The organism is Aromatoleum diolicum (assembly GCF_012910955.1).
In the GTDB taxonomy this organism is placed as follows: domain Bacteria; phylum Pseudomonadota; class Gammaproteobacteria; order Burkholderiales; family Rhodocyclaceae; genus Aromatoleum; species Aromatoleum diolicum.
On the sequence record NZ_WTVQ01000013.1, the window covers coordinates 98891 to 115232 of the forward strand.

General features: G+C 64.2%; 15 protein-coding genes. 8 read left to right on the top strand and 7 right to left on the bottom strand.

What is annotated here, in order from left to right; all coding sequences use genetic code 11:
- Positions 1–33: 33 nt before the first annotated feature.
- From GPA25_RS09880 to lexA, 3 genes are read right to left on the bottom strand one after another with little or no spacing between them, the layout of a single operon-like run.
- A complete protein-coding gene (locus GPA25_RS09880) occupies positions 34–1464 on the bottom strand; it encodes a Y-family DNA polymerase (RefSeq protein ID WP_169260207.1) in 1431 nt (476 codons plus the stop codon).
- Positions 1400–2122, bottom strand: a complete 723-nt coding sequence (imuA, locus tag GPA25_RS09885; protein ID WP_169260208.1) for a translesion DNA synthesis-associated protein ImuA — start codon at positions 2120–2122, stop codon at positions 1400–1402. The genes GPA25_RS09880 and imuA overlap by 65 nt, the downstream gene beginning before the upstream one ends.
- Positions 2123–2161: 39 nt before the next feature.
- Complete coding sequence (lexA, locus tag GPA25_RS09890) at positions 2162–2773, bottom strand: transcriptional repressor LexA (RefSeq protein WP_169260209.1); 612 nt, start codon at positions 2771–2773, stop codon at positions 2162–2164.
- A 140-nt stretch (positions 2774–2913) separates the two neighbouring features.
- On the opposite strand from lexA, the gene GPA25_RS09895 reads away from it, so the two are divergent.
- The 3 genes from GPA25_RS09895 to GPA25_RS09905 all read left to right on the top strand — a co-directional run bounded on the left by GPA25_RS09895 (position 2914) and on the right by GPA25_RS09905 (position 6026).
- Positions 2914–3414 (top strand): peroxiredoxin, encoded by a 501-nt coding sequence (locus GPA25_RS09895; RefSeq protein WP_169260210.1) that lies wholly within the window; start codon positions 2914–2916, stop codon positions 3412–3414.
- Entirely contained in the window at positions 3387–3866 is a 480-nt protein-coding gene (locus tag GPA25_RS09900) for an FKBP-type peptidyl-prolyl cis-trans isomerase (protein ID WP_169260211.1), read from the top strand. Before GPA25_RS09895 ends, GPA25_RS09900 begins: the two co-directional genes overlap by 28 nt.
- Before the next feature lie 75 nt (positions 3867–3941).
- The gene (locus GPA25_RS09905) at positions 3942–6026 is read left to right on the top strand and encodes an ABC transporter ATP-binding protein (RefSeq protein ID WP_169260212.1); all 2085 of its coding nucleotides are present in this window, start codon (positions 3942–3944) and stop codon (positions 6024–6026) included.
- A 40-nt stretch (positions 6027–6066) separates the two neighbouring features.
- On the opposite strand, the gene GPA25_RS09910 is transcribed toward GPA25_RS09905, so the two are convergent.
- Positions 6067–7431 (bottom strand): transglycosylase SLT domain-containing protein, encoded by a 1365-nt coding sequence (locus GPA25_RS09910; RefSeq protein ID WP_425486377.1) that lies wholly within the window; start codon positions 7429–7431, stop codon positions 6067–6069.
- Between the two features lie 309 nt (positions 7432–7740).
- Here GPA25_RS09910 and GPA25_RS09915 point away from each other — a divergent pair, with 309 nt between their 5' ends.
- Entirely contained in the window at positions 7741–8709 is a 969-nt protein-coding gene (locus tag GPA25_RS09915) for a GGDEF domain-containing response regulator (RefSeq protein ID WP_169260213.1), read from the top strand.
- 50 nt (positions 8710–8759) lie between these two features.
- Here GPA25_RS09915 and gloB read toward each other — a convergent pair whose 3' ends face one another.
- Entirely contained in the window at positions 8760–9551 is a 792-nt protein-coding gene (gloB, locus tag GPA25_RS09920) for a hydroxyacylglutathione hydrolase (RefSeq protein ID WP_169260214.1), read from the bottom strand.
- On the opposite strand from gloB, the gene GPA25_RS09925 reads away from it, so the two are divergent.
- The 3 genes from GPA25_RS09925 to dnaQ are packed head-to-tail and all read left to right on the top strand — an operon-like array spanning position 9550 to position 11529.
- Positions 9550–10290 (top strand): class I SAM-dependent methyltransferase, encoded by a 741-nt coding sequence (locus tag GPA25_RS09925; RefSeq protein WP_169260215.1) that lies wholly within the window; start codon positions 9550–9552, stop codon positions 10288–10290. The two genes, gloB and GPA25_RS09925, sit on opposite strands and share 2 nt — an antisense overlap.
- Entirely contained in the window at positions 10291–10758 is a 468-nt protein-coding gene (gene rnhA, locus GPA25_RS09930) for a ribonuclease HI (RefSeq protein ID WP_169260216.1), read from the top strand.
- A 45-nt stretch (positions 10759–10803) separates the two neighbouring features.
- Positions 10804–11529, top strand: coding sequence for a DNA polymerase III subunit epsilon (gene dnaQ, locus GPA25_RS09935; RefSeq protein ID WP_169260217.1), 726 nt, complete (start codon positions 10804–10806; stop codon positions 11527–11529).
- A gap of 42 nt (positions 11530–11571) precedes the next feature.
- On the opposite strand, the gene GPA25_RS09940 is transcribed toward dnaQ, so the two are convergent.
- Both GPA25_RS09940 and mutS read right to left on the bottom strand, forming a co-directional pair.
- Positions 11572–12327 carry a fused MFS/spermidine synthase gene (locus GPA25_RS09940; RefSeq protein WP_169260218.1) on the bottom strand — a complete coding sequence of 252 codons (756 nt, stop codon included), beginning with the start codon at positions 12325–12327 and terminating at the stop codon, positions 11572–11574.
- Positions 12324–14867 (bottom strand): DNA mismatch repair protein MutS, encoded by a 2544-nt coding sequence (mutS, locus tag GPA25_RS09945; RefSeq protein WP_425486379.1) that lies wholly within the window; start codon positions 14865–14867, stop codon positions 12324–12326. The genes GPA25_RS09940 and mutS overlap by 4 nt, the downstream gene beginning before the upstream one ends.
- Positions 14868–15122: 255 nt before the next feature.
- Between mutS and GPA25_RS09950 the strand changes: the two genes are divergently transcribed.
- Positions 15123–16250 carry a tyrosine-type recombinase/integrase gene (locus GPA25_RS09950; RefSeq protein WP_169260219.1) on the top strand — a complete coding sequence of 376 codons (1128 nt, stop codon included), beginning with the start codon at positions 15123–15125 and terminating at the stop codon, positions 16248–16250.
- The last annotated feature ends 92 nt before the right edge of the window (positions 16251–16342 follow it).

Sequence of the window (16342 nt, forward strand, 5' to 3'; positions counted from 1 at the left end):
CGGGGAAACGGGTAGCGGCAAGGAGGGCGCAGTTTAGCCAAAAAAACCATGCACATACCAACCACCGGGCGGATCGAGGCACTCGAATACCCACCACAGGCCGTCATCCGGCGCACGCGCAATGTAATAGTCGCGGCGCATGTCGGCACCGTCCCACCAGCCGGATTCGATCCGTTCGGGGCCGCTCAGCAGGTTCAAAGCGCGGGGCGAGCCGAGCGCGCGAGGCTCGGTCATCAGCCATAGTGGGCGCAGTCCGCAGGCAGGCGAGCCACGAGCAGGCCGGCAACCGGGTTCGGCGCTGCGCCAGGCATGCTCCGGACGGTGCTCGGAAACCGGGTGAACGGTGTGTACGGCGTCCGGACCAAGTCGGGCGCGTAGGCGGTCGAGCAGGAGAGTAGCGCCGTCGCGTGCAGCGTCGGGATCACCGAACAGGTCCTGCGTACGCCCGGGTGCGCTGATCGGCGTGTCGGCCGACAGGCGGAGAGCTTCGACTGGCGCCGGTAGTTCCAGCGCGGCCAGATGTTCGCGTGCCAGCATGAGCAAGCGCCCTTCGTCGCGCACTGCGCGGCCGGTGACGATTTCCAGCAGGGTTTCCCGCTGATCGTCATGCTCCAGACACAGGCGGCAGCGATCGAGCGCAGCATGCCGTGCCGCAAGCCAGGCCGCAAGGCCGGAAAACAGGCGACCTGCCGCAAACAGTAAGGGTTCGGTGCTGGTGACGCTAGCGGGCAGAACGAGACGCGATTCAAAGCGTTCCGGCGGCACAAACCATGGCCGCGGATCGGGACGCTCACCGCGTGCCCGCGCCAGCGTGTCGAGCACGGAAGCGGCCTGTCGCCGAGCCAGCCCGTCACGCGGCAGACGCGCCACATCGCCGATGCGGCGTACACCGATGCCGTGCAGCAGTTCAAGGGTGGCGCGCGACACCTCCGCACCTTCGGCGAGCAGATCGACTGGCAGTGCATCGAGATTCCGCCACCAGTGCGGCGATGCACGCATCAAACTGTCCGGGCGCACACGCGCCAGCCAGCGGGCGGCCAGCGGCGTCGGGGCTGCGGCCAGGGTGGCGTGCAAGCCAAGCGGGATCAGATCGAGCCGGATGCGTCGCGCGAGCGCAGCGACACCACCGAACAGCCGCAGGCTGGTACTCGCCTCCAGCACGATCGCGTCAGGTGGGTCGATACTGATATTAGGGGTGAATTGACCGGCCCAGGTGGCGAACTCGGCCAGCGTCGCGGTTTCCAGTGCGGGGTTGCGGTCACGCAGTTGCAGCGCCGGTGCTACGGCCAATGCACCGGCCACGCTGTAGCCAGGCTCGACGCCGCGCGCCAGCGCCGACGGAGTCGCCGCCACCACGCGCGCACCGGACTGGTGTTCGACCACCGCCAGTTCGCCCGCATCATCCACGCCCCGTGTGAATACCTGTAGCGGCAATTCGGACAGGATCAGTGCAAACCAGAGCATCAGTGTAAACCGGAGAACAGGCCGAAATGGGGCGCTGCGGGATCGACAGTTGGATCGGCGCCGTCAGACCCGGACCGCGCCGTTTGAAAATATCTACCGAAAGCCGATCGTCCTGCGCTTCCAGCCGCAAGCGCAAACTCGCGGGGGAGGGCTGGCGCGCGGCGGTGGCCGGCCGGAATAGAAACAGCGGGGTGGCCGAGGCTTCTGCCGCCAGTTGCAGGCGCCGCAGGGCCGCGGTATCGGCGCGTGTCAGCCATGCGAGTACCACGCTGCTCCCACCCGACGCCAGGGCCTGGCGGATCGCCCACAGCGTTTCGGCGTGGTTGGCCGGTTCGAGCAGCAGCAGTTGTTCCAACGGTACGCCGGCCGCTTCGAGCGCCGGAGCATAGGGCAGCCAGGGAGGTGCGACCCAGACAATCCAGCGCTCGGCGGAGACCGTACGCAATACCGGCAGCAGCAGTCCGAGTTCGCCGATGCCGGGAGCGTCGGCGAGCAGTTCGATCAGTGCATTGCGCGGCCAGCCGCCACCGGGCAACTGCGCGTCCAGCGCCGCGAAACCGGTCGCCATGCCTGCTTCAGTCGGGTGCGCAAGCCGGTCGGCCTGCCATACGAGGCCGGGCGGCAAGGCGGCGAGGGTGGCTTGTGCGGCAGCGGACATCGGCGGGTATCGAGCGAAGGGTGGTCACGAAGGACCGCTTCACAGCGAACCATTGCGCACCAGACCGACCGCGATCCCTTCGATCGTCAGCGCCTCGCTACGGGTATCGACCACGATCGGTTCGAAATCGGGGTTCGCCGGCAGCAGGCTGACGATCGGACCATTGCGCGAAAAAGTCTTCACGGTCACCTCGTCGTCCACCCGCGCCACCACGATCTGGCCGGCGCGGGCTTCGGGGCTGCGGTGTACCGCCAGCAGGTCGCCATCGAGAATGCCGGCGTCGCGCATGCTCATGCCGCGCACCCGCAGCAGGTAGTCGGCGCGCGGCGAAAACAGCGCCGGATCGATCTGGTGCCGCGCCTCGACATGTTCGACGGCGAGAATCGGACTGCCTGCCGCGACGTGGCCGATCAACGGCAAGCCCAGCGCTTCGACCAGACGGATGCCACGCGCGCGACCTTCTTCCAGTAGGATCGCTCCTTTCGCGGCGAGCGCGCGCAGATGGCTTTCGGCGGCATTGGGCGAACGGAAGCCGAACGCGGTGCACACTTCGGCACGGGTGGGCGGTCGCCCTTCGGATTCCAGCGTCTGGCGGATGAAATCAAGGATTTCGGTCTGTCGGGCGGTTAGATTGTGATCGCGGGTACTCATGTACGCCTCCTGGTTGACTGTATTTTTGAACAGTCCATGGCAATCTGCAAGCACTAAATCGATGTAGCGCAAACGAGAGATGCGCGGGTAGAGTTCGGTTCGTGTCTCGGCTAGAATCCAATGCACGTCAGGGAGATCACATGCTGCAGATCGGTGATACCGCACCAACGTTTTCGCTGCCGGACGCGGACATGGAGGACTTTGACCTCGCTGCGGAACGTGGCAAGCATCATGTGGTCCTCTACTTTTACCCCCGCGACAACACGCCGGGATGCACACTTCAGGCAGCCGACTTCAGTGATCATGAAGAAGAGTTCGCCCGCCACGGTTGCATCGTGGTCGGTGTAAGTCCCGACGATTGCCTGACCCACGCCGAATTTCGCGATCAGCACGGGCTGTCGATACGTCTGCTGTCAGACGTGGAGACAGAGGTATGTCGGCTCTACGATGTTTGGCAGCCGAAGGAAGTCGATGGTGTGAAGAAGATGGGTGTGGCACGGACGACTTTCGTGATCGACAAGGAAGGCATCATTCGCCACGCACTCCACGACGTTTCACCCCGCGGCCATGTGGCCGGGGTCTTCGAACTGGTCAGGAAACTGGAAACAGATAAATGGAAATCGTCAAGAACAGCGTCGTAACGCTTAAGTACTCCGTCGTCGATCCGGACGGCAACATGATCGATGACGGTCAGCAGCCGCTGGTCTACCTTCACGGTGGCTACGACGGCATCTTCCCGGCGCTGGAAGAGGCGTTGCACGGCAAGAAGGTCGGCGATCAGCTGCAGGTCAAGCTCCAGCCGGAAGACGCTTTCGGCGATTACGACGAAGAGCTGGTGCTGGTCGAGGAACTCAGCCAGTTCCCGGAAAACATCGAAGTCGGCATGTCGTTCGAGCGCGTCACCGACGACGGTGAAGAAGAGATGATCTACCGCATCACCGACATCGCTGAAGGCAAGGTCGTGGTGGATGGCAATCATCCGCTGGCCGGTACGGCCCTCGTGTTCGACGTCACCGTCGCCTCCGTGCGTCCGGCGACCGCGGAGGAACTATCGCACGGTCATGTGCACGGGGCGGGCGGCCATCACCACTGATCGATCGATTGATTGATCACCAAACGGGCCGCGCAAGCGGCCCTTTTTCCATCCCCCAAGACCCCCCACCCGCCGATGATCGGACTGATCGAGAACGCCGGACCGCATCTCGCCAAACGGAAGGCAGCGCCGCAAACTCCATTGCTGGACGTAAGGGATCTGCGCGTGCGTATCGGGCAGGGCGACAAACGGGTACGGCCGGTTGACGGCGTCGGATTCTCGATCGCCGGCGGAGAAACCTTCGCACTACTCGGTGAATCGGGCTGCGGCAAGTCGATGACCGCGCTGGCACTGCTGCGTCTCTTGCCTGATGGCGGACGCATCGATGGCGGAGAGGTCAGTTTTTCCGGGATCGACCTGCTGGCACAGACCGAAGCGCACATGCGCGACGTGCGCGGCGGCAAGATCGCGATGATCTTCCAGGAGCCGTCCACCAGCCTGAACCCCGTCATGACCGTCATGGCGCAGATCGGCGAGGTGCTGGCGCGACACCGGGGGCTACGCGACATGCCTGCGCGCGTCGAGGCGCGACGCCTGCTCGATGCCGTCGGCATTCCCGACGTCGAACGCCGCCTTGACGACTTCCCCTTCCAGTTTTCCGGCGGCATGAAGCAGCGCGTGATGATCGCGATGGCGCTCGCCGGCGACCCCGCGCTGCTGATCGCCGACGAACCGACCACTGCGCTCGATGTCACCATCCAGGCACAGGTGCTCGATCTGCTCGCCCGCCTGCAGGCCGAGCGCGGTATGGGCATGCTGCTGATTACCCACGATCTGGGCGTCGTCGCGCGCATGGCACAGCGCATCGGCGTGATGTACGCCGGCGAATTGGTGGAAACCGGCGCCCGCGGCGATTTTTTCCGCAGTCCGCTACACCCCTATTCGCGCAAGCTTTTCGCCGCGCTGCCGACCGATGCGCAACGCGGGCATCCGCTCGCTGCGCTGGGCGGGACGGTCCCGCCGCTCGACCGCGACTTTACCGGTTGCCGTTTCGCCGATCGCTGCCCGGCAGCGTTCGACCTGTGCCATCGGGACGCGCCGGCGTGGCACACGGTCGGGGGGCAGGGGGTGCGCTGCCATCTTTACGCCGCGGGCCATGGCGGACCGGATGCAACGGCGCCATTCGGCAATAGTGTCGCCAGCGTACCCCCACGCAGCGTGCAGGCGCCACTGCTCGACGTGCGTGATCTCAAGGTGCATTTTCCGGTGCGCAAGGGCTTGTTGCGGCGCGAAGTTGCTCGCATCAAGGCAGTCGATGGCGTCAGCCTGACGCTGTCGCCGGGGCGCACGCTGGCCCTCGTCGGCGAATCCGGGTGCGGCAAGACGACAGCGGGCAAAGCCATCCTGCAACTCGTGCCACCTACCAGCGGCGAGGTCTTTATCGACGGCACACCGCTCACCGGCCTGTCGCAAGCGGCCTTGCGCACGTTGCGCCGCGATTTCCAGATGGTGTTCCAGGACCCCTTCGCGTCGCTCAATCCGCGCATGCGTGTCGGCGAGATCATCGAAGAGGGCATGCTCGCCCTCCGCATCGAACCGGACGCACAAGCCCGTTCGCAGCGCATCGACGCCTTGTTGCAGCGCGTGGGGCTCACCCCGACGATGAGACTGCGTTATCCGCACGAATTTTCCGGTGGCCAGCGCCAGCGCATTGCCATCGCCCGCGCGTTGGCAGTGAGGCCGAAGCTGATCATCTGCGACGAGCCGACGAGCGCGCTGGACGTGTCGGTGCAGGCGCAGATCCTCAACCTGATGCGCGAACTGCAGGTCGAGTTCGGACTCGCCTACCTGTTCATCACGCACAACCTCGGTGTAGTGAGCTGGCTCGCGCACGACGTGGCGGTGATGTATCTGGGGCGGATCGTCGAGCACGGCCCGGTTGAGCGGGTGCTCGCGGCGCCTGCTCATCCCTATACGCGCGCGCTACTGGCCGCAGTTCCGAACATCGAACGCGAGCTTCATGATATCGACCTTGGCGTCGAACCTGCCACGGCACGGAAAGTCATCGTCGGCGGTGACCTGCCTTCGCCGCTCGACCCGCCTGCGGGGTGCCACTTCCATCCACGCTGCGACCGTGCGACCGACATCTGCCGCGCCCAATATCCGGCGCAAACCGGGCTTCGCGACGGCCACACGGTGCGCTGCCACTGGCCGGGGTAGGCGCGCGCACGGGAATGGCCCGTCGGCACAAACGCGGGCGTCAGCGTGTACGGATTTTCGATTGTGCCGGCTTGGGGTTCTTGCCCGTCGTCTTGCCAGAACTCTTTTGGGCACCGGACACGGCGCGCTTCGGCATCCCCGACGAGGATTTCTTCGTTGCCGATTTTGCGTTGCCCTTTTTCTGCAGCCCTTGTTTGACGCTCTTCTTCCCGACCTTTGGCGGAGCAGGGGGCGGAATCGTGCTGCGGTCCGCGGCCGCAGCACGCGGGATCAGGCGCGACGCCGCCAACGCGCCATCCGGGTCGATACCGTCTGGAACCAGCAGGGTATAACCGGGGCTCACACGACTGCGCGCATCCAAGCCGTTGATCTGATGCAGCTCATTGACCGATAAACCGAAGTTCTGTGCTACCGACACCAGCGTGTCGCCGCGCTGCATTTCGTACGTGCGCCACTGTTTCCCCGAGCCCTCCTGCTCTGCCAGGCGCAGCCGGAAACGTTCGGCGCGGTCCACGGGGACCACCAGCGAATCGGCCTGCGCAATCGCCGGACGGTTGTAACCGGGATTCAACGCAATGAATTCATCCAGCGGCATTTCCGCATATTTGGCGGCCGTAGCCAGATCGATGCCCGCCGGCGCCGATACCGTGACGAAGTGACGCGTGTTGGGGACGTAGGGTAATTCGAGGTGAAACAGCTCAGGCTGCGCAACGATATTCTTTAGCGCCTGCAACTTGGGGACGTAATTGCGGGTTTCATCGGGCATGCGCAGGGAACTGTATTCCGTTGACCGACCATCGGCGAGATTGCGCTGGACGGCCCGCCCGACAGCGCCTTCGCCCCAGTTGTAAGAAGCCAGCGCGAGATGCCAGTCGCCATGCATCTCGTAGATTGTCTGCAGGTAGTCGAGCGCGGCAGAAGTCGAGGCGATCACGTCGCGGCGTTCGTCGACCCATTTGTCCTGCGTCAGGTTGTAATTGCGTCCGGTCGAGGGGATAAACTGCCACAGACCCGATGCGCGTGCGCGCGAGTAAGCCATCGGGTTGTAGCTGCTTTCCACCATCGGCAATAACGCGAGCTCGGTAGGCATGCCGCGGCGTTCGAGTTCGTCGACGATGTGGTACAGATAACGCCCGCCGCGCTCGAACACCTTTTTCAGAAAGCCCGGGCGGTTCAGATAGAACAACTGTTGCTCGGCCACCAGTTCAGTATCCAGGTCGGGCATGCCGAAACCGCGGCGGATGCGGTCCCAGATATCGTTCGCGTCGCGGGTTAGGTCGAGCGTCAGCACACGCGGTGCCGCTTCGTGCAACTCGAGCACCTGGCCTGGAGACGCTGTAAGCCCCTCCGCCCCGCGCGCCGCAGACGGCAAGCGCAGGCCGCCGCGCTCCGTGGACAGGCTCAATGAAGAGGAATCCTGTGCCACGGCGGACGCACCCACTATGGCAGACAGAAATACCAGCAACAGGATTCTTAAGATAGGAATCGCCATCAATCCGGCGCCCCGGTCGAGAAAGGAGGGTGGACTCTAGGGCAGGGGAGAGAGGGCGTCAAACCCGCGTCTGCCAGTGCCGCTCGCTGACATGACGGAATCCGTCCCGGTTTGTCGCATCCAGGGGAGCAACTTGCGCCGGACATTGCATTTTCGCCCCATGCCTTCGGTTAGTTGATACGATGGCGCGGTTTTTGTTCCCAAAATTGAGTATCGGCGCAAATGAAGGCCCTGGTAATTGAAGATACCGTGACGAGCGCTACCGTCGTCTGCCAACTGCTTGGCAAGATGGGGATCGAGTCCGTGCATGCCCGCGACGGTGCTTCGGGAATCGATGTGTTCAAGAGCGCGCGTCCGGACCTCATCTTGCTTGACATTGTCATGCCCGGACTGGATGGCTTCGAGGTGGCCCAACGCATTCGGCAGCTAGAGAAGGATGGCGAGTGGACGCCGATCATCTTTCTGTCAGCCAGGACCAGCGATGCGGATCTTGAACGCGGCATTGCCGTCGGCGGTGACGACTACCTTGCCAAGCCGGTCTCCGAAGCGGTACTCAAGGCAAAAGTGCGTGCCATGCAGCGCATCGCGCAAATGCGCTACTCGTTGCTGGTACTGACCCGCAAGCTCGACGAGGCCAACCGTGATCTGACGCGCCTGTCCTCCTTCGACGGCCTGACGGGAATCGCCAACCGTCGCACCTTCGACACGGCCCTGTCGCGAGAATGGCGACGCAGCGCGCGCGTCGGAGCACCGATTTCGCTTCTGGTCGCGGACGTCGATTGCTTCAAGCCGTTCAACGATGCCTACGGCCACCAGGTGGGCGACAAATGCCTGAAAGCCGTCGCACAGGTGCTCGCGGGCAACTCGCGGCGGCCGGCTGATCTGGTCGCACGCTACGGCGGCGAGGAGTTCGCCGCCGTGCTTCCGGATACCGGAGAAGAGGGCGCGGCAATTGTCGCCGAAGCCATGCGCGAAGCGGTCGAAGCACTGGCCATCACCCACCGTTACTCGACCGCCGGAGCGGTGGTGACAGTCAGCATCGGGATTGCGACAATCACGCCGGACCGCAGCGATGACGGCGGCTTCGTGAGCCTGCTCAGCCGCGCTGACAAGGCGCTCTATCGTGCCAAACATGACGGCCGCAATTGCTGGCGGCTGACCAACTGCAACGATCTCGTCGCGCCCCAGTAAGCATTCTCCCGTCTCGACGCATGGCACTCGTGGTCCGCCGCACAAGGCATCTAGAACACGTCTTTCCACGCACGAAGCGCGGCAAAGCATTCACGCGGCCCGGGTGGCCGCGAGCCGCTGTGAGCCGTGACGGCGTCAACAAGCCCTGCCACGTCTGTGCGTAAAAACGGGTTGATCTGCTTTTCGCGCCCGATGCTGCTCGGCAGCGTCGGACGGCCTTCGCGGCGCAAGGCTTCGCATTCCGCCTGCCGGGCGTCGCGCGCTGCGTTCATCGGCTCCGCCGCACGGGAAAATGCCAGATTGGCCAGCGTGTACTCGTGGGCGCAGTACACGCCAGTGTCGTCGGGCAATTGCGCCATTCGCTGCAACGACGCATACATCTGGCCGGATGTCCCGCCGAGCAGGCGCCCGCAGCCGGCACTGAACAGGGTGTCGCCGGGGAACAGTACGCCCGGGGCGAGATAAGCGACGTGTGTACGTGTGTGACCGGGAATCTCGAGCACAGTGAACCGCTGGTCGAGTTCGTCGAGGACGATTTCGTCGCCTTCCCTCACATGGCGGGTGATCGCCGGGATATCCTCTCCGGCGGGGCCGAGAACTTGCGGGCGATGGCGCGCCGCAAGCTCGGCAACACCGCCGATGTGATCGTTATGGTGGTGGGTCACGAGAATCGCGCACAACTGCAAACCCTGCTGCTGCAATGCGGTCTCAACTACCGTGGCGTCGCCGGGGTCCACGACCGCGGCGAACCGACCGTGGCGCAGCAACCAGATGTAGTTATCGCGAAACGCAGGAAGAGGGATAATGTCGCCGCTGCGGATTTTTGAGTGCTGATTGTTCATGTCCATCCTCAGTCTGTCGGACTGGCTTGAAACGCCGCAGGGACAATACCTGTTGCGGTGGGAGCAGGCCAAGTTCGATCTCATGGTAGCCGACATTTTCGGCTACAACGCGGTTCAGATCGGTTTGCCGGAACACGATTTCCTGCGCGGCAACCGCATTCCGTTCCGCTTCCACTGCGCACGCTTCGGCGATACCGCGGTGATGGCGAACGCCGATGCCTTGCCGTTTGCAACGGCCAGTCTCGATCTGGTTCTGCTGCCGCATGTGCTGGAATTTTCGCGCCATCCGCACCAGGTGCTGCGCGAGGTCGAGCGGGTGCTGGTGCCCGAGGGCAGCGTCATTATCAGCGGTTTCAACCCCTTCAGTCTGTGGGGACTGCGCCGTCTGGCGGCGCGCAAACATGGTGCATATCCGTGGCGCGGACAATATTTGTCGGTGGGGCGGACCAAGGACTGGCTGGCGTTGCTGGGATTCGAAACGCAATCGGGCAGCTTCGGCTGCTATGCCCCGGCATTCAATCAGACCAGATGGCTGGAACGCTGTGGTTTCATGGACAAGGCGGGTGACCGCTGGTGGCCGATCTGCGGCGGCGCCTACATTTTGCAGGGCATCAAGCGGGTGCAGGGAATGCGCCTGATAACTCCGAACTGGCGCGACAACCGTGCGTCGGCGAAACGCCTTTCACCGGTGGCCCAGCGCGGTCGTCAGGTGACGGGCGTCATACAGAAAGAGAAATAGATGGAAGAAGGCGAGAAAGTCGAAATATTTACCGACGGCGCGTGCAGTGGTAATCCGGGGCCCGGCGGCTGGGGGGCGATCCTGCGCACTGACGAGCATGAGAAGGAAATATGGGGTGGCGAGCCGCATACCACCAACAACCGCATGGAGCTGCTGGCGGTGATCCGCGCACTCGAACTGCTCAAGCGCCCGGTGTGCGCGCGGGTGCATACCGACAGCCAGTACGTGCAGAAGGGCATCTCCGAGTGGATTCACGGCTGGAAGGCGCGTGGGTGGAAAACCGCGTCGCGCGAACCGGTCAAGAACGCCGACCTGTGGCGCGCCCTCGACGAGGCAGCCAGTCGGCACAAGGTAGCGTGGCTCTGGGTGCGCGGACACGCCGGCCATGTCGAAAACGAGCGCGCCGATGCTCTCGCACGCAAGGGCGTCGAAGCCGTGCGTGCGCGTGGCGTGACGGTCGAAGGCTGATCGCGGCCGCGACCGATTCAAGCGAAATACCGAGGACACCCCCCCTTGAGACAGATTGTTCTGGATACCGAAACCACTGGCCTGGATTGGCGCAATGGTGACCGCGTGATCGAAATCGGCTGTGTGGAGTTGCTTAATCGCAACCTGACCGGTAGCCACTATCACGTCTATATCAACCCGGAACGCGGCATCGACGCCGAAGCGGTGGCCGTGCACGGCATCACCGAGGACTTTCTCACCGACAAGCCGAAATTCCGTGACATCGTCGACGGGTTCGAAGCCTTCGTACGCGATGCGGAGCTGGTGATCCACAACGCCAACTTCGACGTCGGCTTCCTGAACCACGAACTGTCACTGCTGGGTCGCGCCAAACTCGACGTGCTGTGTGCAGGCGTGGTCGATACGCTCAGGATGGCCAAGGAACAGAATCCAGGCAAAAAGGCGTCTCTGGATGCCCTGTGCGACCGCTTCGAGATCAACAACTCGGCGCGCACATTGCACGGGGCCTTGCTCGATGCCGAACTCCTCGCCGACGTTTATCTGGCGATGACGCGCGGTCAGGAAAGCCTGATCATGACGCTCGAAGAACCCGTGCCGGGTAGCGCCGAGGCGGGCGGCGTCTTGGTCGAGCGGCCACCGCTGGCGGTGCTGCGTGCGTCCGACGAGGAGCTCGCCGAGCACGCGCGCGTACTTCAGGACATCGTCAAGGCGACGAAGGGAAGCTGCCTGTGGATTCCTCCGGCGTCCGAAGCCGGGGCGCCTGCCGGCTGACGCCGCTCGCAATCCTTGCCGGCGGCGAGGTTGCGGCAAGGTCTACAGGATCAGCCGGCCCCCCGGCAGACTGCCCGCCTGTTCCAGGCGCGTGACGGTCGGACCGAGGTCCAGACCCGTCCTATCCTTCAGCGCGCGGGCGCGCTCGCGCAGTTCCGCCAGCGGCACTTCGATGCGCTCGCCCTCGGCGCCGAAAGCCACGACGTTGCCGCTGTCGCAGGACGGAAAAGCGATCGCGCGATCGTCGAACGCCGTGATGATGCGCTCGACACTCGCGCGAAAACCGCGCGAGCGTCCGAACAGGTTCACCGACATCAGCCCTTTTCCCGACAATCGCGCCCGCACCGCCTGATAGAACGGGGAGGTGTCGAGCGCGCCGGCGCGCGCATGGCGATCGAAACCGTCGACCAGGATCAGGTCGAAATGGCGCTCGGTCTCCATCACGTAGCGTGCGCCGTCGCCGACATGGATCGCCAGCCTCGCATCCTCGTCCGGCAGCTTGAAGAACTGGCGCGCGGCGGCGACGACGCGCGGTTCGATCTCGACGACCTGAATGCGTGCCTGCGGGCAGTGATGATGCACAAAACGCGTGAGCGACGCAGCGCCGAGGCCGATCAGCAGCGCACTGCGCGGCCATTCGTCGGCATCGCGTAGCAACAGGCCCGCCATCATCTCGCGCGTGTAGGCAAGTTCCAGCGCATAGGGTCGCCGGATGCGCATCGCCCCTTGGATCCATTCCGAACCGAAGTGCAGATAGCGCACGCCGGCGTCTTCGCTGATGTCGATGGGCGTGCTCATGCGGTCATCCGTTTCAATGCATAGAGATGCTCCAGCGCTTCACGCGGGCTAAGGCTGTCCGGATCGATCTCGGCCAGAGCGGTCAGCGCGGGATGCGACAAGGTTTCGCTCTCCGGTTCCGGCAGGGCGGCAAACAGATCGGCCTGCGGGCCGGCGCCGACCTCGCGATTTTCCAGCGCGCGCAGACGCCGCTTGGCATCGCGGATCACCGAGCCGGGAATGCCGGCCAGGGCAGCGACCTCGATCCCGTAGCTCTGGCTCGCCGGACCTTCCTCGACCGCATGCAGGAAGACGATGCGATGGGCGTGCTCGACGGCGTCCAGATGCACGTTGGCGCACTCGGGATAGTCGCCGTTGAGGCGCGTGAGCTCGAAGTAATGCGTCGAGAACAGCGTCAGGCAGCCGTTTTTCTCCAGCAGGTGGCGCGCGATCGCGAACGCCAGTGCGAGACCATCGAAGGTCGAGGTGCCGCGCCCGATCTCGTCCATCAGCACGAGACTTTGTCCGGTGGCACCATGCAGAATCGCCGAGGCCTCGGTCATCTCGACCATGAAGGTCGAACGCCCGGAGGCGAGGTCGTCGGAGGCCCCGATGCGTGTGAAGATCGCATCCATCGGCCCGATGCGTGCCGACTGCGCAGGCACGAAGGCGCCGACATGGGCCAGCAGGGCGATCAGCGCGACCTGCCGCATGAAAGTCGATTTACCGCCCATATTCGGGCCGGTAATCATCAGCATGCGCCGCGTCGGCGCGAGGTTACAGTCGTTCGGGATGAAATTCTCGACTTGCCGCTCGACTACCGGGTGGCGTCCGCCGACGATGTCCATGCCCGGCTGGTCCGAAAACCGCGGACAGACATAGCCATAGCGCACCGCCGCCTCGCCGAACGCCGCCAGGCCGTCGAGACTAGCGAGCGCCTGGGCAATGTGCTGCAGCGTCGGGATGTGGGCGGCGAGATTTTCCAGCAGCGCTTCGTAGAGCAGTTTCTCGCGTGCCAGCGCACGCTCCTGCGCGGACAGCGCCTTGTCCTCGAATGCCTTGAGTTCGGGCGTGATGTAGCGTTCGGCGTTCTTCAGCGTCTGGCGGCGGCGGTAATCATCCGGCACCTTGCCAGTGTTCGCATGACTGACCTCGATGTAAAAGCCATGCACCTTGTTGAATTCGACCTTGAGGGTCGCGATCCCGCTGCGTTCGCGCTCGCGCGCTTCCAGTGCCAACAGGAACTCGCCGCAATTGGTCTGGATACCACGCAGTTCGTCGAGGTCGGCGTCGAAACCCGCCGCGATCACGCCGCCGTCGCGCACCGCCGCGGCGGGCTCCGGCGCCACCGCGCGCAGTAGCAGGTCCAATGCGACATCTGGCACGTCCAGCGCCGCGAGCAGTGCCGCCAGCAACGCGGCCTGCGGACGGTCCAGGGCAGCATGCAGTTCGGGCAGGCGCGCAAGGCTGTCGCGGAGCGCCGCCAGGTCGCGTGGGCGGGCGCTGCGCAGTGCGATGCGTGCGGTGATGCGGTCGATGTCCGCCACGCCACGCAGCGCTGCGCGGGTGTCGGCGAGCATCCTCGCGTCACCACCCGTTTCGGCTCCGATCAACTCGCCGACTGCCCCATGGCGCGCGGCGGCCAGTGTCCGGTCGCGCAGCGGGTGATGCAGCGCATGGCGCAACCAGCGCGTGCCCATGCTGGTGATGCAGGTATCGAGCAGGGAGAGCAGGGTGGGTGAGGCCTCGCCGCGCAGTGTTTCGGTCAGTTCCAGATTGCGCCGGGTCGCGGCATCGAGGCGCAGGTACTCGGCCTCACGCTCGACCTTCAAGCCGGTTACGTGCTCCAGACTCTGGCGTTGCGTGCTGCGTGCATAGTCGAACAAGGCCGCCGCGGCTCCCAAGGCCACCGGCAGTCCCTCGACACCGAAACCCGTCAGGTCGCGCGTACCGAAATGCCCGGTCAAGAGGCGCTCGCCGGTTTCCCCGTCGAACTGCCAGTCTGCCAGCCGCCGCAATACCGGCGACAGCGTCTCGAGCAGCGGCAACGCGAGCCCGCCGGGCGCCAGCACCTCGGCCGGGCGCAGGCGCTCGAACTGAGTCTGTAACTGCTCTGCCGGACATTCCATGACCCGCAGATCGCCGTTCGCCAGGTTCAGCCATGCGAGCCCCAGCACGCCGCGATGCAGGTTCGCCGCCAGCAGCAGCGAGTCCGAACGGTCGTCGAGGAGTGCCGCATCGGTCAGCGTGCCGGGCGTAACGATGCGGCTCACAGCCCGTTCCATCGGCCCCTTGGTCGCACCGGGATCACCGATCTGCTCGGCAATCACCACCGACTCGCCGAGCTTGACGAGGCGTGCGAGGTACTGTTCGACAGCGTGGAAGGGCACGCCCGCCATCTTGATCGGTTGGCCGGCCGACTGACCACGGGTCGTGAGGGTGATATCGAGCAGCCGCGCCGCCTTTTCGGCGTCGCCAAAGAATAGCTCGTAGAAATCGCCCATTCGGTAGAACAACAGCGTGTCCGGATGCTGGGCTTTGATCCCGAGGTACTGCTGCATCATTGGAGTGTGGCCACTCGCCTCAATGCTGTCACCGCCCTGTTTTTGCGCGGAAATTACATCTATGTCTTTGAGTTTCATTATGTTTTGCGTTCGATGCCGTCGTTGATCTTAACGTAACGACGCCTAAATAAACTTGCCTAAACTTGCCAGTTTGGCGTAACTTTTCGAGCGTGATTTTCAAAAGCTACGCCGAGTTCCGTTTTGGATGTTGACGCCGCCTCGGTACTTGAAAAAAAGCTACGCCGGGGCCCCATGTCATTCGACGCCCGCGACATCAAATTACTTCCGGTTGGCGAGCATCTTACCAGCCCTGACTTCCCGGGCCTCCGGATCACCGCGAGTGCTGGCGGGCGATCGTGGATCTACCGCTATAAGAGTCCGGTTGATGGACGAATGCGTCAGACCAAGCTCGGGAAGTGGCCGGCGATGTCGGTTCATGCAGCGATCGCGGCGTGGGAGCAGGTGCGCCTGGGGCGAGAAGGCGGTGTTGATCCCGCCCTCATAGCGAAGGCCGCGAGGGAGGATGCCCGCAGGCAACTCGAGCAGCGGCGACTGGCTGCGGAGCGAGAGGCCTACACCGTGGCCAAGGTCTGTGACGATTATTACCTTGGGCACGTGCGCCTGTCGCGGGCGCGGAAGGGGGCGACGGAGGTCCGCCGCATGTTCGATTCGATGCTCGGCGGAACGGCCGGCATACCTGCGGCGGAGCTGACCCGCGCGCAGGCGTTCGATCTGATCAAAAGCTACGCCGAGTCGGCGCCAGTGCAGGCGTCAAAGCTTCGTGCCGAGTTGGGGGCGGCGTGGGATTACGCGATTGACTCTGGCCGTCTGCCCGAGACTGCAGCGAACTGGTGGCGGCTCATTCTGCGTGGGAAGATCCAATCGAAGGGCAAGAAGATCTCCGGAAAAAATGTCGGCACTGTCAAACGAGTGCTGTCCGGAGAGGAGGTCGGCACGTTGATCCGATGGCTGCCGAACTTCACCGCACTGGTCGAGGACGTACTCACGCTGTACCTGTGGACGGGCACGCGCGGCGCAGAGATTTGTGGGATGCGCGGCGCCGAAGTCACGCGCGAGGCGGACGGTCTGTGGTGGTGGACCATCCCGAAGGCGCGTACGAAAAACGCGCGGCACGCAAACGCTTCTGACTTGCGGGTGCCATTGTATGGCCGGGCGCGGAACGTAGTGTTTCGGCGTCGTGAGCGTTTCGGCGACGGATTCCTGTTCCCTGCGAGAACCAAGGACGTGCGACCGGTCGAGCAGAAGACGGTGCAGGTAGCGGTCTATTACCACCAGCCATACAGCCAGACGACGCCAAACGTTCAGCGTTCCCGGCTGCCGATAAGTAAGCGTCCGGTCTGCACCGCCTTTTTCCCGTGATCTAGATCGCCCAAAGTGGTGCCCACCAAATTTCTGGTGGGGACCACTTTGGCCACGAATGGCATCACCCGGGTGACCCGCAAGGGGCGCCC